The sequence below is a fragment of the Prevotella nigrescens genome, assembly GCF_031191185.1.
Lineage (GTDB): Bacteria > Bacteroidota > Bacteroidia > Bacteroidales > Bacteroidaceae > Prevotella > Prevotella nigrescens.
The window spans coordinates 1,241,723-1,266,426 of the sequence record NZ_CP133465.1 but is presented as its reverse complement, the minus strand read 5'-3'; the positions used below and the strand labels follow the sequence as shown (position 1 = coordinate 1,266,426).

At 37.9% G+C, this 24,704-nt stretch carries 20 protein-coding genes and 2 tRNA genes; 8 read left to right on the top strand and 14 right to left on the bottom strand.

All coding sequences use genetic code 11. The annotated features are described in order from the left end of the window. Window positions 1–309: 309 nt before the first annotated feature. Together RDV52_RS07620 and nhaD are read right to left on the bottom strand one after the other, a co-directional pair. A complete protein-coding gene (locus RDV52_RS07620) occupies window positions 310–1,686 on the bottom strand; it encodes a tryptophanase (RefSeq protein WP_004362700.1) in 1,377 nt (458 codons plus the stop codon). 642 nt (window positions 1,687–2,328) lie between these two features. Further along, window positions 2,329–3,711 carry a sodium:proton antiporter NhaD gene (nhaD, locus tag RDV52_RS07615; protein WP_004362699.1) on the bottom strand — a complete coding sequence of 461 codons (1,383 nt, stop codon included), beginning with the start codon at window positions 3,709–3,711 and terminating at the stop codon, window positions 2,329–2,331. A gap of 163 nt (window positions 3,712–3,874) precedes the next feature. Here nhaD and RDV52_RS07610 point away from each other — a divergent pair, with 163 nt between their 5' ends. The 3 genes from RDV52_RS07610 to ligA are packed head-to-tail and all read left to right on the top strand — an operon-like array spanning window position 3,875 to window position 6,905. Further along, window positions 3,875–4,270, top strand: a complete 396-nt coding sequence (locus RDV52_RS07610; protein WP_004364461.1) for a (deoxy)nucleoside triphosphate pyrophosphohydrolase — start codon at window positions 3,875–3,877, stop codon at window positions 4,268–4,270. Next, window positions 4,261–4,926: a B3/B4 domain-containing protein gene (locus tag RDV52_RS07605; protein ID WP_004366233.1), complete on the top strand. Its 666-nt coding sequence runs from the start codon at window positions 4,261–4,263 to the stop codon at window positions 4,924–4,926. The genes RDV52_RS07610 and RDV52_RS07605 overlap by 10 nt, the downstream gene beginning before the upstream one ends. A 5-nt stretch (window positions 4,927–4,931) precedes the next feature. After that, window positions 4,932–6,905 carry an NAD-dependent DNA ligase LigA gene (gene ligA / locus RDV52_RS07600; RefSeq protein WP_040557023.1) on the top strand — a complete coding sequence of 658 codons (1,974 nt, stop codon included), beginning with the start codon at window positions 4,932–4,934 and terminating at the stop codon, window positions 6,903–6,905. 177 nt (window positions 6,906–7,082) lie between these two features. Here ligA and RDV52_RS07595 read toward each other — a convergent pair whose 3' ends face one another. Beyond that, window positions 7,083–9,326 carry a TonB-dependent receptor gene (locus RDV52_RS07595; protein WP_004366235.1) on the bottom strand — a complete coding sequence of 748 codons (2,244 nt, stop codon included), beginning with the start codon at window positions 9,324–9,326 and terminating at the stop codon, window positions 7,083–7,085. A gap of 621 nt (window positions 9,327–9,947) precedes the next feature. On the opposite strand from RDV52_RS07595, the gene RDV52_RS07590 reads away from it, so the two are divergent. Together RDV52_RS07590 and pyk are read left to right on the top strand one after the other, a co-directional pair. After that, window positions 9,948–10,727 (top strand): hypothetical protein, encoded by a 780-nt coding sequence (locus RDV52_RS07590; protein ID WP_004366236.1) that lies wholly within the window; start codon window positions 9,948–9,950, stop codon window positions 10,725–10,727. Between the two features lie 301 nt (window positions 10,728–11,028). Then, window positions 11,029–12,477 (top strand): pyruvate kinase, encoded by a 1,449-nt coding sequence (pyk, locus tag RDV52_RS07585; RefSeq protein WP_004364454.1) that lies wholly within the window; start codon window positions 11,029–11,031, stop codon window positions 12,475–12,477. Between the two features lie 82 nt (window positions 12,478–12,559). Here pyk and RDV52_RS07580 read toward each other — a convergent pair whose 3' ends face one another. The 11 genes from RDV52_RS07580 to ffh all read right to left on the bottom strand — a co-directional run bounded on the left by RDV52_RS07580 (window position 12,560) and on the right by ffh (window position 23,304). Next, entirely contained in the window at window positions 12,560–13,003 is a 444-nt protein-coding gene (locus tag RDV52_RS07580; RefSeq protein WP_004366237.1) for an RpiB/LacA/LacB family sugar-phosphate isomerase, read from the bottom strand. A gap of 53 nt (window positions 13,004–13,056) precedes the next feature. Further along, the gene (locus RDV52_RS07575; RefSeq protein ID WP_004366238.1) at window positions 13,057–15,072 is read right to left on the bottom strand and encodes a transketolase family protein; all 2,016 of its coding nucleotides are present in this window, start codon (window positions 15,070–15,072) and stop codon (window positions 13,057–13,059) included. Window positions 15,073–15,293: 221 nt separating this feature from the next. Further along, window positions 15,294–16,064 (bottom strand): acyl-[acyl-carrier-protein] thioesterase, encoded by a 771-nt coding sequence (locus RDV52_RS07570; protein WP_370445860.1) that lies wholly within the window; start codon window positions 16,062–16,064, stop codon window positions 15,294–15,296. A gap of 426 nt (window positions 16,065–16,490) precedes the next feature. Further along, complete coding sequence (locus tag RDV52_RS07565) at window positions 16,491–17,642, bottom strand: OmpA family protein (protein WP_004366240.1); 1,152 nt, start codon at window positions 17,640–17,642, stop codon at window positions 16,491–16,493. A gap of 410 nt (window positions 17,643–18,052) precedes the next feature. After that, window positions 18,053–18,598: a 2-oxoacid:acceptor oxidoreductase family protein gene (locus RDV52_RS07560; RefSeq protein WP_004364449.1), complete on the bottom strand. Its 546-nt coding sequence runs from the start codon at window positions 18,596–18,598 to the stop codon at window positions 18,053–18,055. Window positions 18,599–18,620: 22 nt separating this feature from the next. Beyond that, window positions 18,621–19,391 (bottom strand): thiamine pyrophosphate-dependent enzyme, encoded by a 771-nt coding sequence (locus RDV52_RS07555; protein ID WP_004364448.1) that lies wholly within the window; start codon window positions 19,389–19,391, stop codon window positions 18,621–18,623. A 17-nt stretch (window positions 19,392–19,408) separates the two neighbouring features. Further along, complete coding sequence (locus tag RDV52_RS07550; protein WP_004366241.1) at window positions 19,409–20,494, bottom strand: 3-methyl-2-oxobutanoate dehydrogenase subunit VorB; 1,086 nt, start codon at window positions 20,492–20,494, stop codon at window positions 19,409–19,411. Window positions 20,495–20,496: 2 nt separating this feature from the next. Then, window positions 20,497–20,730 (bottom strand): 4Fe-4S dicluster domain-containing protein, encoded by a 234-nt coding sequence (locus RDV52_RS07545; protein ID WP_004364446.1) that lies wholly within the window; start codon window positions 20,728–20,730, stop codon window positions 20,497–20,499. Between the two features lie 13 nt (window positions 20,731–20,743). Next, entirely contained in the window at window positions 20,744–20,923 is a 180-nt protein-coding gene (locus tag RDV52_RS07540; RefSeq protein WP_004364445.1) for a tetratricopeptide repeat protein, read from the bottom strand. 101 nt (window positions 20,924–21,024) lie between these two features. Further along, window positions 21,025–21,909 (bottom strand): bifunctional methylenetetrahydrofolate dehydrogenase/methenyltetrahydrofolate cyclohydrolase FolD, encoded by an 885-nt coding sequence (folD, locus tag RDV52_RS07535; RefSeq protein ID WP_004364444.1) that lies wholly within the window; start codon window positions 21,907–21,909, stop codon window positions 21,025–21,027. A gap of 42 nt (window positions 21,910–21,951) precedes the next feature. After that, window positions 21,952–23,304: a signal recognition particle protein gene (ffh, locus tag RDV52_RS07530; protein WP_004366242.1), complete on the bottom strand. Its 1,353-nt coding sequence runs from the start codon at window positions 23,302–23,304 to the stop codon at window positions 21,952–21,954. Window positions 23,305–23,524: 220 nt separating this feature from the next. Here ffh and RDV52_RS07525 point away from each other — a divergent pair, with 220 nt between their 5' ends. The 3 genes from RDV52_RS07525 (at window position 23,525) to RDV52_RS07515 (ending at window position 24,672) form a co-directional block, all read left to right on the top strand. Next, complete coding sequence (locus RDV52_RS07525; protein WP_004366243.1) at window positions 23,525–24,406, top strand: DUF4339 domain-containing protein; 882 nt, start codon at window positions 23,525–23,527, stop codon at window positions 24,404–24,406. Window positions 24,407–24,508: 102 nt separating this feature from the next. Then, window positions 24,509–24,583, top strand: a tRNA-Val gene (locus tag RDV52_RS07520). Window positions 24,584–24,590: 7 nt separating this feature from the next. After that, a tRNA-Tyr gene (locus RDV52_RS07515) sits at window positions 24,591–24,672 on the top strand. Window positions 24,673–24,704: the final 32 nt, after the last annotated feature.

Below are 24,704 nucleotides of genomic sequence, written 5' to 3'. Positions count from 1 at the left end.
AGTGCATCGTAATCCATTCCTACGGCTTCGCAAAGCTGTTGCGCTGCCGTTCGTCTTCTACAGCTTGCCAGTAGTCTACCTTTGCTTTTGCTTTGTCGGCTAAAATGCTGCAAAGGTAACAAATAAAGGACATCTGGAGCTTTTCAGCCTACCCAAATGTCCATTACGCTACAATTACAGCCCTCTGGCTTAACTATTTCCAAGATTTTAACTATTCAGAGAACTATCATTCCAGTATGATAGACATCTCCTAATCTTTCGTTTAGCTTTAAGTTGATTAAAACTTATATTACATTGAACAAACAAATATTACTTCAGGCGTTTCAACTGAACGGTAAAGTGCCTCATTAACGGGGCTTCCCATTCTATTGCGACACCACGGGTAATGCTTTCCCTACGGTCGAATACGTTCTTTAAGGCAGCAGCTACAACGTTCATGTGGTTGTCGGTATATACACGACGAGGAATTGCCAAACGGAGAAGATCGAGTCCGCCAAAACGGTTCTCACCAGTTTCAGGGTCACGGTCTGCAAGCATATAGCCAACTTCCACGCCACGAATACCTGCTTCAAGATAAAGTTCGCAGGTTAATGTCTGTGCCGGAAATTCTTCTTTTGGAACGTGAGTGAGAACTTTGCTTGCATCTACAAAGATAGCATGCCCTCCGGCAGGACGCTGGTAAGGAATTCCATATTCATCGAGTTTCTTTGCCAAATATTCTACTTGGTGGATACGTGTCTGAAGCATGTCGAACTCCGTATTTTCTTCTAATCCTTGTGCTAACGCATTAAGATCGCGCCCACTCATTCCGCCATAAGTAACATAACCTTCCATTGGGATACAGAACATTTTTGCTCCTTCGAACCAATCTTTGTTATTGGTAGCAATAAAGCCTCCCATATTTACTACGCCATCTTTCTTTGCAGACATTGTAGCAGCATCAGCATCTTTGTACATCTCGAGTACAATCTCTTTGATGGTCTTATCGGCATAGCCTTCTTCACGCATCTTTATGAAATAAGCATTTTCTGCAAATCGAGCGGAATCCATGACAACGGGTACGCCGTATTTATGACAGAGTGCGCAGGTTTCTTTTATATTCTTCATACTGACAGGCTGACCTCCCACTGTGTTATTGGTAACAGTGAGCACCATAAATGGGACATTGCCTTTATTCTCTTGCAAAACTTTCTCAAGTTTCTTCAAACAGACGTTACCTTTAAAAGGAACTTCTTTCTGAGTATCTTTTGCATCATCAGTTGTAACGTCGATTGCATGTGCCTTTCTGCTTTCTATATGCCCCTTTGTCGTATCGAAGTGTGCATTTCCAGGGATAACGTTGCCTGCTTTTACAAGATGCGAGAAGAGAACATTCTCGGCAGCACGTCCTTGATGGGTTGGAATAACATATTTCATTCCAAGGATTCTTCGTACTGTTTCTTCGAATTTATAGAACGACGTGGCTCCTGCATAGCTTTCATCGCCCAACATCATGGCAGCCCATTGCTTGTCGGACATTGCACCTGTACCACTATCGGTAAGTAAATCAATGTAAACTTGCTCTGCCTTCAGCTGGAACACATTGTAGTGTGCTTCTTTTAGCCATTGTTCCCTTTCTTCACGCGTACTTTTCTTAATCGATTCGATCATCTTGATTTTCCAAGATTCGGCAAATGGTATTTCCATAATCTGATTTGTTTTTAATTGTTGTTGTATAATGGTTATGAGATTTCTATTCCCGTTAAGGATAATAGATTCTTCCGTTGCAAATATACACAAATCTTTTTCGTTTGTGCGGTGTTTTCAGGAAAAGTTTTTTTTGTTAAGAGATATTTTGAATTGGATAGAAAGATATATCCAGAAAAGAAAGACTTCAGATTAATAAAAAGAGAGAAAGACCTTCAGCGAAGTTTAATTTAACTTTGCGACGACGGTCTCTCTCCTGTTTCTTTTTCCTTTACCATTTGATGTTAGTCCGATGAAATTAAAATGATGCGGAACCGATGATATTCCTCTTCTGAACAGCTCCTAAAATCGCTACGGAGTTACGACAATCGTCGCTACGGAGTTACGGCAATCGTCGCTACGGGGTTACGGCAATCGTCGCTACGGGGTTACGACAATCATCGCTACGGGGTTACGGCAATCATCGCTACGGGGTTACGGCAATCGTCGCTACGGAGTTACGGCAATCATCGCTACGGGGTTACGACAAATGCCGTTACGAAACAGGCATGAGCAACTGTCCTCAGATACCGTAAACAGCGGCATTCTGATGCTTGAAGCACAGTAACTCTATGCCCGAATAATTCGCCGGACTTATGTTATTTACAATGGAGTCTTGAATATGAATGTACGAATAAGATAGTAAGAAAGAATACCTGCTATATAACCAACAAAGGCTATCCAGGTGATCTTCTTCATGTACCAGCCAAAGGTTATTTTCTCTAATCCCATAACTACGACACCTGCTGCACTGCCGATAATAAGCATCGAGCCTCCAACACCAGCACAATATGCAAGCAACTGCCAGAATATTCCATCAACCGCCATGTCGCCCATAGCTTGAATTGGGTACATTCCCATACTTCCTGCAACTAAAGGTACATTATCCACTATAGACGACAGCACACCTATAATCCCTGTTACGGCATAATGATTTCCATCGAATACTACATTCAACGACTTGCCAAGATTCATCAGCACGCCAATCTCTTCCAGACATGCAACTGCCATCAGAATTCCAAGGAAGAAAAGAATAGTCGACATATCTATACGAGAAAGAAGGCTTGTTACTCGTTTTGCAAAACTTACGCCGTCGCCCTTTACACGATGTAAATGTCTGTAAAACAATTCGGTTACGGTCCACAATAATCCCAAGACAAGCATAATCCCTACAAATGGAGGAAGATGAGTAATTGATTTAAAGATGGGAACACAGCACAAGCCACCAACTCCAACTATGAATACAATCTTTCGTTCTTTGCTTCCAAACTCTCCGACTTCCGAAGTTCCCGCTTCTGAATTAGCTGGAAGGGACAGCTCGCCCTTTAGCATGTATTGCAGAATAAATGCAGGAATTATCATGGAAACAACAGATGGTATAAATATTTCACTGATAACTCCCGCTGCAGTTATCGTGCCTGCATTCCACAACATAATAGTTGTAACGTCTCCAATTGGAGAGAATGCACCTCCAGAATTGGCAGCTACAATGACCAGTGCTGCATAAACCATTCTGTCTTGTTTGTCTGAAATGAGTTTACGAAGTATCATTATCATGACGATACTCGTGGTGAGGTTGTCTAAAATTGCAGACAAGAAGAAAGTCATGAAGGCTATGCGCCACAACAATGCCCGTTTAGACTTTGTTCGCATAACCCCTTTTACCCAATTGAAACCGCCATTCTGGTCAACAATTTCAACAATCGTCATTGCCCCCATCAAGAAGAACAGAGTTGTGGAAGTATCTCCTAAATGGTCTATGATGAGTTTATTGACAAAGCCTGTTACGTGTCCTGTCCATTCCGAGACATTGCCAGCATGCATCAATTGGACGAATGGAGCAGGATCGAACATGTATAGCGTCCAACAAAATACAAACATCAACAAAGCTATGGCAGCTTTATCTATTTTCACTAAGCTTTCCATGGCTATCATTGCATAGCCAAGAACAAAGACGACAATAATCGCGATTGTTAAAGTAGACATTTCCTCTTATTCTTTTATTAGTAATTATTAAATTGTGTATTCACAAAAACGCCCACAAAGGTATACAAAAGATATGATGTGGAAAGTCTTTAACAGTATATTTTTGCAAAAGTCATTAGATATTAGTTTATTTGTAGTACATTTGTAGCAAAATAATGGCAAGATGGAAAAAAGAACTATAAAAGTTGTTTGTGCAGTTATTCATAAAGAAGACAAGTTTCTTTGCACGCAACGACTAAGAACCGGTCCGACTTATATTGCCGAACATTGGGAATTTCCCGGTGGAAAAGTAAAGTCCGATGAGAATGAATACGATGCACTGCGTAGGGAAATAAAAGAAGAAATGGACTGGAACATATACGTTGGTGGTAAATTAGGAAGCATAACCTACGAATATCCTGATTTCAATATTATTCTTACGGCTTACGATTGCATGGCACGCGATTACAACTTTAAACTCTTTGTTCATCTCGATGCAAAGTGGCTGGGAATAGAAGAATTCGATTCTTTGGAATGGACAGCTGCCGATAAAAAACTTATAAAGAAGATATGGAAATAATAGTAAGCAACGAAATAGAGAATGTATGTCCCAATTTTATTGGTGCTTGTGTTGAAGCAAAAGTGAAAAACTCGCAATATTGTCAGGATCTTTGGAACGAAATAAATACGCTTGGAGAGGAATTTAAAAACAAACTTACCATTGAAACACTAAAAGAAATATCGGGTATTGCTGCTACTCGTCGCATTTATCGCATTTGTGGTAAAGACCCTTCACGCTATCGCCCGGCTGCCGAAGCTTTAATCAGACGTATCTTGCAAGGAAAGACTCTTTACCAGATAGATACATTAGTAGATCTTATCAATCTTGCTTCTATGAAATATGGCTACAGTCTTGGCGGTTTTGATGCTGACAAGTTCGTTGGAAATACGCTCGAATTGGGCATTGGAAAAGAAGGAGAACCTTATGAGGGCATTGGTCGTGGAATGATAAATATTCAAGGATTGCCTGTATATCGAGACGGAATTGGCGGTGTAGGAACTCCAACTTCTGATAATGAACGTACAAAGATAACCATCAACACCAATCACCTGTTGGTTCTAATTAACGGATATGACGGGAATGAAGCATTGGTAAGACAAAATGCAGAATTCGTTCAACAACTTATAAAAAGATTTTGCGAGAGCGACGGTGGCTCTTACTTTATATATAAATGAATGACATGCAAGAAGACAAATTAGCTATAATGCGTGAGCTTGTTGATAAACTCAATCAGGCTTCAGATACATATTATAATGGTCAGGCTGAAATAATGTCGGATCACGAATGGGACGCTACTTTCGACGAACTTAAACGTATGGAAGAAGAAACCGGCACTACCCTGCCCGATTCGCCTACCATTAATGTAAGTGCCGACAACATTGCAGGCGAAAAAGAAGAGCACGAATATCCGGCTCTTTCACTTGCAAAGACAAAAAGCGTAGCCGATCTCGCAAAATGGGCAGAAGGAAAACCTATTTGGCTTTCATGGAAATTAGACGGTCTGACCTTGGTTGTTACCTACGATAATGGTAGATTATCGAAAGTCGTAACACGCGGCGATGGTCATATCGGCACCAATATTACACATTTAGCAGGTGCAATTGAAGGCATTCTGCCGAGAATAAAGAACACAGGACATATTGTCATACGTGGCGAGGCTATTATAAGCTACACCGATTTCAATGTGTTTAACATGGAAATGGGCGAAGAATATGCTAATCCGCGCAACCTCGCTTCGGGTTCATTGACATTAAAGAATGTAGAAGAAGTAAAATCACGACACATTCATTGGATACCTTTTACATTGGTTCATACCGATGAGGATATTGTATCGTGGGGAAGCAGAATGGGTTTCTTAGAAAACTTAGGCTTTAAAACCGTAGAGCACGAACAAGTATCCAACCCCACTATAGAAAACTTAGAAAAGGTAATTCAAGAGTGGACACATAAGCTAAACACTTTCGACTATCCCGTTGATGGTTTGGTTATCTCGTACGACGACACTATTTATGCTGCTTCTGGCAATATTACAGGACACCATGCAACGCGTGCTGGCTATGCTTTTAAATGGAAAGATGAAAGTGCAACAACCGAATTGGAATATATTGAATGGTCGTGTGCTGCTTCTACAATTTCGCCCGTTGCAGTTTTCAAACCTGTAAGCTTGGAAGGAACAACCGTCAAACGGGCAAGTCTTTGCAATATATCAGAATGCGAACGTCTCGGAATAGGTGGCGAAGGTACAAAAATAGAAGTAATAAAATCTAATAAGATTATTCCAAAAGTCATCAACGTCATTGAAACCATTGGTTTGTTCGCCATTCCACATACTTGTCCAGTATGCAAAGCCGACACAGAAATAATAGAAAGTGAAAGCAGTGCTACCAAGACTTTGCATTGCACCAACCCAGACTGCACTGCAAAACAACTAAAGAAATTTGCACGCTTTGTTTCGAAAGAAGGTGTAAATATCGATGGACTTTCCGAACAAACCGTACAAAAGTTCATTAATCTTGGTTGGGTAAAAGAATATGCCGGCCTTTTCCACTTAAATGAACATGCCGAAGAGCTCCGCACAATGGAAGGATTTGGCAATAAGAGCGTGTCGAACTTGCTGAAGTCGATAGAGAAAGCAAGAACGGTTGAAGCTAAAAACTTTCTATATGCCTTGTTTATTCCACTCGTTGGACAAGATGTTTGCACACGTTTACTTTCGGCATATCCACTGACCGAACTCATCAAGATAGCACAAACCACAACCGATTTCACCGTATTCTCTACCATTTCGGGTATTGGACCAGAGAAAAGTACAAGTTTTGTGAAATGGTTCCAGAACCAAAAGAATAAAGAAACAGTGGAACATCTGCTCGTAGAACTCCAGATTAAAGAAGCTGTACCAAACCAGAAGGGAACTCTTTGCAACGGATTGACCTTCGTTATCACAGGCGATGTGCACCATTACAAGAACCGAAACGAGCTGAAGGGCTATATAGAAAGTCAAGGCGGAAAAGTTACAGGCAGCGTATCGAAATCAACAAGCTACCTTATTAACAACGATATAAACAGTACGTCGGGCAAGAACCAAAAGGCACGACAACTTGGAATAGACATTATTTCGGAAGACGATTTTATCAGCAAATTCACTAACAGATAGATTCATAAGAATAGAAAAACAGCACCGAATATGCTTATTTATAAGTTTTATCGGACATCAATAATCTTAATAAAACCCTGGGCAAAAGTGTTTGCTCAGGGTCTATAAGTGCTGATTTCAGTAATATTGATTTCCTGTCCATTTGTTTTACTTCGGAAAAAGCATACGAGTATATATTTATAGATCGGGCATTTTATTCGGAATAGCTTCTTTTGCATTTTTTCTTAAAGTCCATGAAATTAATATCCATGGGCGTAAACTCATACTTCTGAAACAATCGCGTTGCCAGCTTTTGTAAACAGATTGGTCTATTGTGGTAATCTGACTTTTCTTTCCCCAGAAGTAAGGCAATCCTACAGATACATATACTTGTTTTGTGGCTTGCCAAGCTATTTGTATGTGTGCTTCTATCGGATTTTCGTATTTTATGGTTGAAATAGGGGTGTAATCTCGATTTTTCCACCCAAGACGCGAGTAAATAAAGAAATTGCCGAAATCCCAACGTACATATCCATTTATGCCAACAGAAGTTTTTACACCTTGACCGTTAAAGTTCTTCCATTCATGCGATGCGGCTAAGAATAGTGTAAGGTCTTTTCCGCCATATCGCGCACTTGCACCAATTCTACTTTCTTTGTAAGTTCCGTTGTTTTTGTAAGACTGTATTTGTATCTGACCGTTGCTATAAATATATGGTTCTATAATATTTACCTCTTGTTTGTGCAAAGCATATATTGTGGCTCTGACGTTTTTAAAGTCTTTGTTGTAGTACAAACTCAGACTATGCTTCTGTTCGGGTATGAGATATGGATTGCCTTCTAAATGCAACATCGGATTTAAAGTATTATCGAAGGTAAAAAGCATATCTGACGAAGGCAAACTGTTGTCTAAATTGTAAGCTAAACGCAGCGATTGTCGACGTGGTAATTGTAAAGAGAAACTTGTTGATATACGTGGACGCCAACAAGTGTGGGTATGTTCTAATACTTTCACGCCTAAATGCTCCAGACCTATAGATGCCATATAGAATAATTTCTTCCAGCTATTGGTGTAGCCTAAATATGTGTAGTTGCTCCATCTGGTAACATTGACAGAGACAGGTGGTATAGCCAAGACGTCTTTATTCTTGTCGAGAGTATATTCAAGTTCGTTACCTATATTTATATCACCAAACGATTTCTCTTGTGTGTCAAAGTCCACCGATAGTGTATATTGGTTTCTTGCAGTCTTTTCTCCATAATTTGTTTCTTGGTAAGTATTATTAAAGTTTTCGTTCAGTGTTTCGTTTATTTTAGAAATACAGTAGTTATATTGAAAGAACGTGGTGAGCACACTTTCGTTTTTAAAAGTGTGTTCATGGTAAATACCACCCAGAACCCCATCTGTCTTGTCTCTGTTTTGGAAGTCAGAATTAAGTTGGAAACTCTGGTTTTTAATATATTGTCCTTCCAAATTTCTGGAAATGCTGCTATTCTGTGCGAGCGTTTTTATGGCAAACGAAAAGTAATCGGCATTATTTGGAACCCATTTTGCCATAACGCTGCTCTCCCATGCATGTTTTCCATCTATCTTTTCTCCTTTCAAGATGCGCGAAACACTTGGAGATTGTTCTTCTCTTTCAAAATCTGATTTGTCTTTATGGAGATAATTGTAGAAAACCGAACCGGAAACGGCAAATTTCTTTTTTCCAAATTCAAAATTAGCTCCACCAAAACCCTCGCGTAAAGGAATGTCATGCCGTGTGCGTATGTCTGTATAAGCATAGAGTGGACGGTTTTTTTTCAGTCTGATATTGATAATTTTCTTCACGCCCATTTTTAAATATCTTGCACTTACAACTTCGGATATTTCTACGTTCTCTATAAATTTAGGGTCTATAGGGCTTATTCCCGAATTTTGCAGGTGTCCATCTACTAAGACCAATAACGGGTCGCCGGCATTTGTTGTAACTTTCTGGTTAATTATATCTACATTTAGCAATGGTATTTCGGAAAGTGCCCGGAAAGGATCACCACTTTTTTTAGCTTTTTGTGAAAGGTGGAAAACTTCTCCTGTAGCGGTTATTTTTCTTGGTCCTTTTCCTTGAACAACTACCCCCTCTAAATCTACAGCACAAGGTTCCAATACTACCGACAAAGTACTGTCTTTAGAAAAATACTTGTTTAGGTTGAAAGGGGCATACCCCAAATGTGCAACAGATATTTCGTAAGAACCGGCAGACGGTAATTTCATGGTATAGTTAGGATTAGACATGATGGCGAACGATATGGTAGAATCGCCTGCAGTTACAGAGATTTCCGACCCAACAAGTTGTTCGTTGTTAGCATTTTTCACATTTATCTCTACACTAATTTGCGCTGAAACATTGAGTGCATAAACTATGGCAAAAAGCGTCAGCACAAATTTATAAGTCTTTCTCATATTTTTCTTTTGTTAGGTTAATATAATATGCATTTTCTCTATTATTGACAAATATAGTTATAATTCTTTGTTTCTCAAAATATTTCATAGCTATTGTCTTTTTTTAACGTTTTGTAATCATGTCGAGTAGGTGTTTATAATTTAGTATTCACTACTTGAAATATCAAAAAGACAACGAAAAATTCAGTTCTTATGGTTTGATTTACAGAGATATGGCTCTATGGAGAAGTTCAAAATTATCTTTAACATCGCGATAATAGATTATTTTGGACTTTGAAGAGCTTGTGAAAATTTATAATAACAAAATAAAAATCTGTAATTATAAATTTTTATTTTGTTATTATAAACCTTGTGGATTTTAATTATAAAATTTTAGGAGCATATCATGGTAAATTTATCAGTGATAAATAACCTTTCTTCTTCGCTGTTATACTTGTACTTTTACTCATAACTTCTACATATTTATCTATTCGTTATAAATGTGTCCACCTATATCCATATAGGTCTCTTGTCGTTTTTCCGTAACTACTCAGCCAAAGTGTTTACATAAAAAGTTTATGGCAATAAGAAAAAATATTTTATTATCTAAAATAAAAGTATTAAATTTGCAAGAAAATAAAAATGCTCTATCAAGTAACTTGTAAAAGGTGCGGAAAGAAGTTTAAAATCTCGGTAGACAATGTGCTTCGAACCACTTCGGTCTGTCCATATTGTGGACAGAAACTGGCTATACTGATACCTGACAAGCAAATTTCTACAACAGAAAAACAAACCCTTGAACCCCAGGATACAAGTTCACAAAACAAAGAGGAAAAGTCCTCCTACGAGAACAAGGAGAAAAAACAACCTGCAAGCAAGAGCAATAAATGGTCGAGAAAAATAATTTTCACTTTGCTTTTTGCAATACTCCTGATTGGTTCCTTTCTCTCCTTTAGTTGGTATCAGCAATATCAAAGAGAACTTGTAAGAATTGAGCGGCAACATCATCGTGATTCAGTAATGAAGGTGCGAGAAATGTTGCAGACAAAATTAGCCTTAGCTCAGAAACAAAAGCGAATACAGACAATGGCTTGTACTTTTCTTCGTTCCTTCTACTTAAACGCAATACTTTCCGGGGCAGATGTTACACAATACGAGCCGTATCTGACCAATAACTGTAAACGTATTCTTTACGGAGACGACGAAAATGCTTTCGATTTAGATAAACAATCGGCTTGGTGGGGATTATTCGGCACACTCTCAGGATTAGAAAATGCAGACGAGCTAATTCGCAACTTAAGAGTTTCTTATTATGAAAAAGATTGGTACAAAGTACGGTTATCGCAAAATGGAACAACCGACCAACGACTTGTTAAATTAAAAATAGTAGGCAACAAATTTCTAATAGACGATGCAAGATAAAATATGGCAATACGTTACTTTCAGGTAAAATGTAAGAACTGCAAACGAGAATACAGTATTCAGGCAGAAGAAGGAGTTACAGTAAAGTGTAATTGCCCTTTCTGTGGAACAGAGTCTACAATTGCTGTACCATTACTGTCCTCCAAAAATGCTGAAAAGAAAAAACAAAAGTTCCAAATTAGCAATATAGGAAAGAAAGCAATACTTTGTTTTCTTATATTTGCAGCCACCTTAACTATTGCATCAATCTTTTTGTATATCCTTTTTACGGTAATGTCTAACTAAACAAACAACACGGAATATGAAACAAACGAAAATAGTATGTTCTATCAGCGATTTTAGATGTGAGGTCGATTTTCTACGTAAACTATTCTTCTCGGGAATGAATGTTGTTCGTATGAATACAGCCCATGCACCGGCAGACGGTATAAAGAAAATCGTAAAAAATACGCGCGCAGTTTCACCTCACATAGCCTTGCTTATCGATACGAAAGGTCCAGAAGTAAGAACAACAAGTGTAGCTGAACCTATAACCTACAAAACAGGAGAAATAATAAAGATATTCGGACGCCCGGATGTGGAATCTACTCATGATCTTATAAATCTTTCCTATAAAGATATAGCGAGCGACGTTAAAGTTGGCGACCACCTATTGTTCGACGATGGTGCAATAGATATGGAAATTATTGAAAGCGATGGACCAATGCTTGCCGCAAAAGTGATGAACGATGGGGTGTTAGGCGCACGGAAAAGCGTAAATGTGCCAGGCGTCCATATCGATTTGCCAGCTTTGACCGAAAAAGACATTGCAAACATAAAGTTAGCCATCAACCTCGACATAGATTTCATCGCCCACTCTTTTGTTCGTTCTGCAGCCGATGTTAAAGCAGTCCAAGATATTTTAGACGAACACAATTCGGATATAAAAATAATTTCGAAGATAGAAAATCAAGAAGGTGTTGATAATATCGATGAAATTATAGATGCATCGTACGGAATAATGATTGCACGAGGAGATTTAGGAATAGAAGTCCCAATAGAACAAATTCCTGGTATTCAACGCAGCATAATCAGAAAATGTATTGCAAAGCGCAAACCCGTAATTGTTGCGACACAAATGCTTCACACAATGATAAACAACCCGCGTCCTACCCGCGCAGAAGTAACCGATATTGCAAATGCTATTTATGGTTACACCGATGCATTGATGTTGAGTGGCGAAACTGCGAACGGAAAATATCCAATTGAAGCTTGCCGCACAATGGCAACTATTGCCGAACGCGCAGAGAAAGACGCACATCGTGAAGGATTTTTGAAGATTCCATTGAACGATGATATGGGACAACGAGAGTTTTTAGCCAAATGTGCTATTGAAGCAACCGAACATCTGGGAGTAAAAGGCATTATAACAGATGGCGACACTGGTAAAACAGCACGTAATTTAGCAGCTTTTCGTGGTCCGAATCCTGTATTGGCAATTTGTTATCACGATAAATTGCAACGTTGGTTGAATCTCAGCTATGGACTAATCCCAATATATCAACAAGAGAAAAAGTCGAAACACGAACTTTTCAAAGCAGCTTTACGAATGTTACGTCAAAGAAAATACATAGCACCTAACGATAAAATAGCTTATATTTCAGGGAGAATGGGCAAAGGTGGTGTTACCACTTTCTTGGAAATTAATACAGTAAATGCAGTTTTCGACGATTCTTATAATTCACATATAGATAGCAGAAAGAATATCTGATGACTTTATAAACATAAATGATATAAAAAAGAGAGTTTCTAATTGGAAGAAACTCTCTTTTTAAAATTACTAACACAGCTTCTTATTTTGCAATATCAATCTTCTGCACACGCCGTTCATGACGCCCACCTTCGAAAGTTGCCTTGAAAAAAGCATCCATTATCTTCGCAGCAGTCTTATTATCAACAAAACGACCTGGCAAAACAAGCGCATTTGCATCGTTGTGTTGGCGAATAAGTTCTGCAACATCCTTATTCCAAGCCAAACCTGCTCTTACTCCTTCATGCTTATTAAGTGTAATTGTCATACCTTCACCACTACCACAAATAGCAATGGCAGGATATACTTCTCCGTTTGAAAGCGCTTCTGCCAGTGGGTGAGCATAGTCTGGATAATCACAACTTAAGTCGCTGTTGCAACCAAAATCTTTATAAGGCAGTTTATGTTCTTCAAGATACTGAATAACAAATTTTTTTAATGGAAAGCCAGCGTGATCGCAGGCAATACCTACTGTTTTAATTTCCATAAGCGTTAAAGTCGTTAGGAGCCTCACAGAAATTCTGCAAGGCTCGGTTAGTATTATGCTAAAAATAATTTAACTTGTTCATAAACATTCTGAGCAGTAAAGCCCAATTTCTCATCAAGAACTTTGTATGGAGCTGAAAAACCAAAACTATTCAGACCATAAACAGTACCATTTGCACCAACCAGTCCTTGAAGTGTTACAGGATGTCCTGCTGTCAAACCGAAAATTCTCGCATTCTTTGGAAGAACACTTTCTTGATATTCTTCTGATTGACGACGGAACAAACCTTCTGATGGAACACTTACAATGCGTACTTTCACTCCTTCGACTCTTAAAAGTTCAGCTCCAGCAATACAAGTTGAAACTTCTGACCCACTTGCAACAAGAATTACATCATAGTTCTCATCTGAACCTTTTACTATATATGCACCTTTTCGTACCAATTCGTAGTTATTACCTTCAGGAAGATTGGTTACATTCTGGCGTGAAAGTATTAAAGCTGTGGGAGTATCTATATTAGCCATAGCCATTTCCCAACAAATAGTTGTTTCTTCTGAATCGGCAGGGCGGAAAACACGTAAAGCATCTTTTCCGGCATGGTTCTGAAGCTTTTCCATTAATCTAATTTGTGCTTCTTGTTCAACAGGTTCATGTGTTGGTCCATCTTCGCCTACGCGGAAAGCATCATGGCTCCAAATAAATTTCACTGGTATTTGCATTAATGCAGCAAGACGAACAGCAGGTTTCATATAGTCTGAGAAAACAAAGAAAGTTCCCATTGCAGTAATAACTCCACCATGCAACATCATGCCAATACACATACATGCCATTGTCAATTCACTAACACCTGCCTGAAAGAATGCACCAGAGAAGTCGTTGCGTACAATATCTTTCGTCTTTTTCAAAAATCCATCAGTCTTATCCGAATTAGAAAGGTCGGCAGATGAACATATCATATTAGGAACTTGTTCTGCAAGCAGACCCAAACAAGTTGCACTTGCTGCACGTGTAGCTATATCTTTCTTTTGTTCTATGACCGTCCAATCGATTTTTGGTGCTTTACCACTAAACCATTCTTTATATAAAACAGCCTTTTCAGGATTAGATTTTTCCCATTCTTGCTCATCTGCATGACGCTTAGCCACAATTTCTTTCAACTTTTTTAAACGGTTAGCATAAAGCTCAGCTACTTCTGGAAAAATCTTAAACGGATTGTCAATATCACCACCTAAGTTTTTGACAGTATTTATATATGCATCTCCACCAAGTGGTGCACCATGTGTTTTTATACTGTGTTCATAACTTGTCCCATCGGCCATAAGTGCACCTTTAGCCATAATTGTTTTTCCTATAATAAGGGTCGGGCGTTCTTTTTCGGTTAATGCTGCATCAAGTGCCTTCCTAATTTCATCTACATTGTTGCCATTACAAGTTAGAACATTCCAACCCCATGCCTTATATTTAGCAGCAGTATCTTCGTTCATTACTTCATCGCACTTGGTAGACAATTGAACATTATTGGCATCATAGAACATTATTAGATTGTTCAAACCTAAATTGCCAGCTATGCGCCCTACCCCTTGCGAAATTTCTTCCTGAATACCACCATCAGAAATATAGGCATAAATTTTATGTTGCATAACTTCTTTGCCTAATCGGGCTTCAAGAAATTTTTCTGCAATAGCAGCTCCTGCAGCAAAAGCATGCCCTTGTCCTAATGGTCCTGATGTATTCTCAATTCCTCGTTTAACATCTCGCTCAGGATGTCCCGGAGTTGGAGAACCCCATTGACGAAAATCCTTCAATTCGTTTATTGTGAATTTATTTTGAAGTGCTAACGCCGCATACAACATTGGAGACATGTGTCCAGGATCTAAAAAAAATCTATCTCGACCTGCCCAATCTGGTTGTTCTGGGTCAAATATCAGATATTCTGAGAAAAGAACGTTTATAAAATCAGCTCCTCCCATAGCTCCTCCAGGGTGTCCAGACTTAGCTTTTTCCACCATGGAAGCTGCAAGAATTCTGATATTGTCCGCTGCGCGGTCCATAACTTTGTTGTCGTTCATAAAATTTAGATTAATAATGTGTATTTATTCTATTTGCAAATATAATGAATAATTGGGGAAATACAAAAATTCCAAATGCTTTATTGCGATTTTTTCGCATTATTTTATAATAAATTCATTGAAAGACTTTTTGTGAACACACATTTCTCTTTTGCATATATGCAATCCAAATGAATATTGACAAGTTATTATATTTATCTTCCCTTTCTATACACTTTTATTTAACCAAATGTGATTTGGCATCGGCACACTTCTTTTTCATCTTCAGAACCCGATTTTGTAACTCTAATAAACACTGTATTATTACATTCGGTTATACTATCTATATCGGTATAGAAGTTTAACTTCTCATTATTATACGATTCCATTATATAGGCAATATCGAACTTCTTTATCCTGTACTTTTTGTACTGGTCGAGAGGAAAAAGATCTAATATGTGCTCTATATATTTTATCGAATTCACGTGTCCATTAATATCAATATCACTATAAGTAGCAAGTATAGACTTCTGAAGTTTTAAATCTGTATCCAATTTCACCCTCGGAGACTTTCTTATCGGATTTACATACTCAGTTTCTAAATATTTAGAAATGGTTTCACCATTTGTTTTCAGAATATCTACAGGTTGTCGCGTAGCTGTATCAATCATAGCCCAAATGCTTTTTCCATATCCATACACACGTCCTTCATCGTCTGCTATCTTAAAATTACGATTGGTAAAGTAACGCATCACGCTATCTATCCAGGTTTCCACAATAAAATTTTCATAAATGGCAGGCATTCTCTCTAATTCTATAGAAAGCCTACTTAGTACCCATGTCTTATTTATTGTGTTTAAATAGTTTACTCCGTATCCCCTGTCATTACTATGGAAGTCGGCCGCATTTAGAAGATTATTTCCTAAATGCCCAATAAATAAACGCTTTGTGAAATCACAATGAAACGGCTCTGCAACAAAATGATATTTGCCTATCTTTGGTAAGTTATTCATATCCGATATTCTATTAATTATATACTCTTGCAAAAATAATGATATTCTTATGAAAATTTGCATAGCGTATATATTAATTTAATCTTATACGAAAAATTAAAAATAATCTATTTAAACAAGATTATGGATCACACTAACATAGAAACTATAGAAGAATAGAGAAGATGATTTTATAAAAAATATATTCGTGCTAAATAAAAGCCAGCAAAAAGAGAATTAGGTTTCAGTAAAAATATAATAATAAAATCTTATTTTATAATTACAGATTTCATTTTTATAATTATAAAATTTGGAGATTTTAATCGCAACCATTATTATACATAGTTTAGATAGTTTTATCAGCCACTATGTAAAACAAAAATCCCCAGTACTTTCGTACTGAGGATTAATTGTGTAATCTAAAATTTAATTATTTTATTTATTTGCTTATTTTACGTAAACAACTGCAAGACGGTTAGAAGTTACACCTTGAACACCCTTACCAGTAGCTTCGTCTACAATTACGCCACGACCAGAAAGGTAGTTAGCAACTACTGTCGCACGTTTTTCAGATAACTTCTGGTTGAGTGCTGCAGAACCTTCTGGAGAAGCAGTACCAACAACTTGAACATGGCTACCTTCTTTAATATTATCGAGAGCAGCTTTTGCTTCTTTTGTCAGATTGTACTTACCTTGAGCGAATGTTACGAATACGAGGTCAGAAACTGTGAATTCCTTAACTGCAGGTACTTCCTTAACAACTTCAACTTCTTTAGTGATAACTTCTGGCTTACGGTTACGAAGTTCATTAATCTGTGCATTAAGTGCATCAATTTCAGCTTGATCACGTGGAGTTACAATTGTAAAGTTGTGTGTACCGTTAGAGTTCTTGAACTTGTAAATGATACCAGCATTCAACTGAACGAATGAATTGTTGATATTGTAAGCGGGCTGACCTGCATTAGTTGATGCCTTGTAACGATAGTCTACTGCATAATCAACACGTTTTGGATTTGCTGGATGAGCTGGATCGATAACATCCATCTTCTTTGTAGCTTGACCCAAGAAAGCAAAGTTGATAGATGGCTCAACATAAATCTGCCATTGTTTCTCAGCACCAAAGTTGAATGCAAAGTTAAGAGCAGCTTTAGAAGTCATACGATTGCGCTGATATTCTGTGTCTTTTTCAAACTGTTTGTTGTTTGTGAATACATGCATCCAGCCAAGACCGTAAAGAGCACTAACTTCGAATACACGAGGTTCACCCTTGTAACCACCAAACCAATTGCTCAAGTTTACAGTACCAAGTAAGCTAACATTTGTAGCACGTACAACAGTACCAGTTGAATGCCAAGGTTTGTTAGAGAAATAAGCATTTCCCTCAACAGCTAAACCAAATACAGGAGTAAAATAACGACCAAGACGGAGACCGGCATTTGAGTTTAAATCACTCAACCATTTGTGTCCAGTTGTCTTAGTAGCGACACCACCATTAATTCCAATGTAAATGTTGTCGAAAGTCTTACTTTCTGCAACTGTCTGTGCAGATGCAGATGCTGCGAATATTGAGGCAGCGAACAATAAACCTAACTTTTTCATTTCTCTGAAAATTTATTAATACCCTTTTAAATAAAATTTTATATTACGGTGCAAAGTAATAGAAAAATATGCATATAACCAAATATTTTCCCCAAAAAGTGCGTAAAAAACCAATTTTTTATGTCGTGCATGGTCAATTTGCCAAAAACTACATTTATTTATCTATTTTTTAAGTAGCAATAAAACTGGTTCTAAACATTATAAGGATATTAAAAAACTCATTTTCATTCTATCTGTAAGATTATTTGAGGAATAATAATCTTCCTCTTTGCCCTTACCATCATGAACTAAGGCAGTAGATGGGGGCATATTCTCTATAGGGTATCTTTTGATATCATTATGACCATAGAAAAAGAGATTTGCAGAACTTCTACAAATCTCCTTTACGTCTTTTGAAATTATATATCCTATTATTTAATTTCTTGAATGATACTTCCACCAGATTCTACTGCCTCCATATTCAAAGGTATAAGATGGTGATGACGCTCAGGTAAAGTTTTAAACAAAGCCTTATTTAAACCATCTAAACTCACGACAGGGCAAACTTTGAGTAATCCACCGAGTACTATCATGTTAAACACTTTCGAGTTTTTCATCTCGGCTGCCTTGTTCATTGCATCAATACGATAAACCTTTATATCAGATCGAGTAGGTGGCGTTCCTATTCCGAAGCCATCATATATAAGTATTCCACCTGGTTTAAGCTTTGGCTCAAACTTTTCGAGCGAAGGTTGGTTTAACACAATTGCTACATCATATTTACTCAAGATTGGAGACGAAATACGTTCATCACTTACGATTACTGTAACATTGGCTGTTCCGCCACGTTGTTCAGGTCCGTAAGCAGGCATCCATGTTACTTCCTTATCTTCCATAAGTCCTGAGTAAGCCAGTATCTTTCCCATGGAGAGAACACCTTGTCCTCCAAAACCGCTAATTATTATTTCTTTCTTCATAATGTGAATGCTTTAAATTAAGTTACATTCCCGTTTCATCTTTAAGATCTCCCTTTTGATAATGTGGGAACATATTTTCACGCATCCATTCATTAGCTTTTACAGGACTAAGTTTCCATCCACTGTTACAAGTAGCTACAATTTCAACAAGTGAACTGCCTTTGCCTTGCATACTCGCTTCGAAAGCTTTACGAATAGCCTTTTTTGCTTTATTTATAGATGCGACAGTATCAACACTTTGACGAGTAACATAACAAGTTCCATCTAATCGACTTGCTAAGTCTGTCATATTAAGTGGATAACCATGTATATCTGGAACTCGACCAAAGGGACAAGTTGCCGTCTTTTGCCCTAACAGCGTTGTAGGTGCCATTTGTCCCCCAGTCATACCATAAATGGCATTATTTATGAAGACGATTGTTATATTTTCTCCTCTATTGAGTGCATGTATTGTTTCAGCTGTTCCTATACAGGCTAAATCTCCATCTCCTTGATAAGTAAAAACCAAACGGTCTGGCCAAAGTCGTTTAATGGCTGTAGCTACAGCTGGCGCTCTTCCATGCGCAGCCTCTTGCCAATCAATATCAAGATAACGATAAGCAAATACAGCACAACCGACTGGACTTACGCCAATTGTTTTTTCTTCCATACCCATATCGGCAATAACCTCTGCGACAAGCTTATGCACAACACCATGTGAACAACCTGGACAATAATGCATTGTCGTGTCATTCATTAGTTTGGGTTTTTCGTATACCAAATTTTCAGGTGAAATTATATTATTTTCTACCATTGGGCATTCCTCCGTTTTTATTTTACGAGTTTATCTTTTAGTGCTTTAACAATCTCTTCCGGTTCTGGAACTATACCACCCAATCTTCCAAAATGTTCTACTGGTAGTGTTCCATCAATTGCAAGTCTAACATCTTGAACCATTTGTCCTGCATTAATTTCGCTTACCAATATACCTTTCTTTCCTTTAGAGATTTCAACAAGCTCCTTACTTGGGAATGGCCACAGAGTTATGGGACGGAATAATCCAACCTTTAAACCCTGTTCACGTGCTAATTCCACAGCCTTTTCTCCTATACGAGAAGCACTACCAAAACTTACTATCAGATAATCAGCATCTTCACATTGACTTGTTTCGAAGCGCGTTTCTGTTTCTTTTATTTTTTTATATTTCTCTTGTAGGTGCAGGTTTCTTTTTTCCATCACCTCAGATTTCAGTTCGAGAGATGTTATGATATTTGGAGTACGTCCGCCCTTACGTCCCATACTTGCCCATGGGCATTCTTTTTCTATTTCTTCTTCTGTACGACGTGGTTTAATCGGAGGCAGAATTACTTTTTCCATCATTTGACCAATTACCCCATCAGAAAGAATCATTGCAGGATTACGATACTTAAATGCTAATTCAAAAGCTAAATCTACAAAATCCGCCATTTCCTGAACAGAATTAGGAGCTAATACTATGACATTATAGTCTCCATTCCCTCCTCCTCTTGTTGCTTGGAAATAATCACTCTGGCTTGGTTGAATTGTACCTAATCCTGGTCCTCCACGTTGTACATTAACAAAAACACCAGGAAGTTCTGCACCTGCCATATAGCTTATTCCTTCTTGCATTAAAGCCACACCTGGTGAAGATGAAGATGTTAATACTCGTTTTCCAGCACCAGCACCTCCATATATCATATTGATAGAAGAGGTTTCGCTTTCAGCTTGTAAAACTACCATACCTGTTGTTTCCCATGGCTTCAACAGTGCTAATGTTTCAATTATTTCACTTTGCGGAGTAATAGGATAGCCGAAATATCCATCTGCACCACAACGTATTGCAGCGTGCGCTATGGCTTCGTTGCCTTTCATTAATGTTACTTCTTGTTCTGCCATTCTTATTCCTCCACTCTTTTTTTGTATACAGTGATACAGCCATCAGGACATACTACAGCACAAGCTGCACATCCAACACATAAATCAGCGTGTACAGGTTCTACGTATGTATATCCATGGGCATTAACTTGCTTTTGAGCCATGTCAATTACATCTTTAGGACAGGCAATAATGCACAATTGACAGCCTTTACATCTATCAGTGTTAACGACAATTGCTCCTTTAATCTTGCTCATTGTTCTTGTATTTTTAAGGATTATAAGCGTCCTTGTTGTAAAAATTGAAAATGTCTTCTAACATTTTCTTTGCTTCTAAGGCAGGAGACTCTGGGTCGAGCTCTATTGCCTCTAAGTAACAATTCATTGCTTTCTTTAAATCGCCTTTCTTTCTGTATTCATTGCCCTGTCGGAAAAAATCTTCCGCAGTCATAAAAATCCTCCTTTCGTTTATAGTTGTTTTATAATAAATTATTAGGCAAAATCTATTCGCGTTGTTTTTATTTAATTATATCTATTTCATTAGAAAAATTCCTATTTATAGTATTCTTTCTTTCCTGCAGCAAGTGTATTCTTCATTAAAGAACATATTGTCATTGGACCTACTCCACCTGGAACTGGCGTTATATAAGAACATTTTGGTGCAACTTCATCGAACTTTACATCTCCTGTCAATCGAAAACCACTTGCCCGAGAAGAATCGGGAACACGGGTTGTTCCTACATCAAGTATTACAGCACCTTCTTTTACCATATCGGCTGTAACAAATTCAGGTTTACCAATAGCCGCTATAATAATATCGGCTGCCAAGCACTCTTCTTTTAATGTTTTTGAATGTGAATGGCACACAGTAACTGTAGCATCTCCGAACTGTTTTTGCATCATAAGTTGTGCCATTGGCTTGCCAACAATATTGCTTCTTCCGAGGATAACGCATTTCTTCCCAGATGTTGGAATATTATAGTGCTGAAGTAGGGTTAGCATTCCTAATGGTGTTGCTGATATGAAGCATGGTAAGCCAATGGACATTCTGCCAACATTAATTGGGTGGAATCCATCTACATCTTTACGATAGTCCACTGCCATTATTATTTTTTGTTCGTCGATATGTTTTGGCAATGGAAGCTGCATAATAAATCCATCGACATCATCGTCGTTATTTAACTTGTCCACACATGCGAGCAATTCCTCTTCTGTAACGTCGCTTTCAAAACGAATCAGCGAAGATTTAAAACCGCAGGCTTCACAAGCTAACACTTTGTTTTTTACATAAGTTTCGCTTCCGCCATCGTGTCCAACGAGTACAGCTGCAAGGTGTGGTCGTTTTCCACCAGCCTCAACAATTTTACGTACTTCTTCCGCAATTTCCTTTTTAATAGCCGTTGCGGTGGCTTTTCCATCAATAAGTTTATAATTCATAAGGTCTTGAATGTAGGTTTTATAATATTATTCGTATTTGATTTATAGTTTAGGCATCTTTGGCATACCGGGCATATTTTTCATCTTGCCCATCATTCCTGCCATTTTAGATCCCGTAACCATTTTCATCATTTTACGTGTCTGTTCAAATTGTTTTATGAGTCTGTTTACCTCTTGTATATTGGTACCTGATCCTTTTGCTATACGCTGACGCCGAGAATTATTCAGCACTTCCGGACTGGTTCTTTCTTTTGGTGTCATACTCTGTATGATTGCTTCTATTCCTTTAAAGGCATTATCGTCAATATCTACATCACGTATAGCTTTTCCCACACCAGGAATCATTGCAGCAAGATCTTTCAGGTTACCCATTTTCTTAATTTGCTGTATCTGGTTATAGAAATCGTTAAAATCGAATTTGTTTTTCAGTATTTTCTTTTGAAGTCTTTTCGCTTCTTCTTCGTCAAATTGTTCTTGAGCACGTTCTACAAGCGAAACGACATCACCCATACCTAATATACGGTCAGCCATTCTTGTAGGGTGGAAAACGTCTAATGCGTCCATTTTCTCACCAGTACCAATAAACTTTATTGGCTTTGTTACAACCGTACGAATAGACAATGCAGCACCACCACGCGTATCACCATCAAGTTTTGTAAGTACTACACCATCGAAGTCCAATCTGTCATTGAATTCTTTCGCTGTGTTTACCGCATCTTGACCCGTCATAGAATCCACTACAAATAAGATCTCATCAGGACTTACGTGTTCTTTCAGGCTTTCTATCTCGTTCATCATTTCAGCATCAACAGCCAAACGACCGGCAGTATCAATAATAACGACATCGTTCCCATTGGCTTTTGCTTGCTTAATAGCATTCTCTGCTATAGCATTCACATTCTTACTATCGGGTTCGCTATATACAGGAACGTCTACCGATTCGCCTACAACTTTTAACTGCTGAATAGCAGCCGGACGATATACATCGCAAGCTACAAGCAATGGCTTTTTGTGTTCTTTTGTTTTTAACAGATTGGCTAATTTACCAGAAAACGTGGTTTTACCAGAACCTTGCAATCCACTCATTAGGATTATGGCTGGTTTATTCTCTATTTTTAGCCCGACAGATTCCCCGCCCATCAATTTTGCCAACTCATCGTGAACGATTTTCACCATAAGCTGTCCTGGCTTTACGGCTGTCAAAACGTTCATTCCTAAAGCTTTTTGCTTTACGGTGTCGGTAAACGATTTTGCAACTTTATAATTGACATCGGCATCTAACAATGCACGACGAACATCTTTCAACGTTTCTGCTACGTTTATTTCTGTAATCTTTCCCTCTCCTTTTAATATTTTAAAGGAGCGCTCAAGTCTATCGCTTAAATTCTCAAACATTATGTTATATATGTGTTCTTTTCGAAATAAATATATGCAAAGATAATAAATAAGACAAATAATGACAAAGAAAAAGTGTATTTTTTTTGTAGTTCATAGTTTTTATAATCTAATGGAAATCATTAACAGATAAAAAGCAACTAAAATTTTGTCTATCTAAAAATATTGTATAATTTCGCAACTTATAAATTTTAATGTAAAGAAAATAAGATTGTAAGAAATGGAATATTATATTAATGTAGATAACAAGAAACAAGGTCCATATAGTTTAAAAGAACTTGCTGAGCGCAAAGTAGAAGCAACCACATTGGTGATGGCTTCAAATTCGAATGAATGGCAACCTGCATGGCAAATAGATGAACTGCGTCCCATTCTAATGGGAAATGCAAATGACAAAATCAATAAATTAGAAGAGGAGCCTGTTGTAACCGGTACTCCTTTCAACGATATTCCCCACGTAGAAGCGCAACCAATAGAGAATGTATACATAGAAAGACCTATTCAGGAGAAACCTAAAAAACATTATGGGTGCCTGGTTGGGTTTCTTATCTCGTTTGTGGCACTTATTTTTCTCTTGATTTTCACTTGCCCTCCAGCCGATGACCATAAACGTGTATTGTCTGATGTCGTAACTTCTACTATAAACGATGCAGAAACCTCAGCTGTTACAGATACTACCGATGAATTAACCGCAAAAGCATTGCAAACGTTTAACGATGTTTTTACAAAGAGAATTATAAATGGTGCAATGGACAACTTGGTGAGTGTCGACAACTACTTTGTTGGTTCGGTAGGGAAAATCAACATTGGCGGAAAAAGCTATATAGTTTCAGTGGGTGTACTCAACCACATATTTACGCTAAATAAAGACCAGCTAAAATTAGCTGCAGAGAAATATTACAAGAAAACAAAAATAGATGTTCAATCTGACTTTCAAAAAGATGCTGAGAAATTATTGAAAGAAAAGGTTATAGATCCTGCACAAGATAAAATAAAAGAGATGGCTGGTTCGGTTGTAGACGAATTACTCGATGGTATAGGTTTATCTTCTGGACAAAAATCTTCAAGCACTAAATCTGCACAACCAAAAGATTCTATTTAAAGGCATAGCTAAAGTTCTAAATACAAACTTCTGAAAAAAGTTTGATAAAACTTGTAAGGTTCAAATAATATCCTTACTTTTGCACCCGCTTACAAAAAGCAGGGGCGTTTAGCTCAGTTGGTTTAGAGCATCTGCCTTACAAGCAGAGGGTCGGCGGTTCGAATCCGTCAACGCCCACATTAAAGGGTAGTTTCCAGAGTGGCCAAATGGGGCAGACTGTAAATCTGCTGCTTATAGCTTCGGTGGTTCGAATCCATCACTACCCACAACAAAAAAGAAAGCATCTCCACAACAGAGA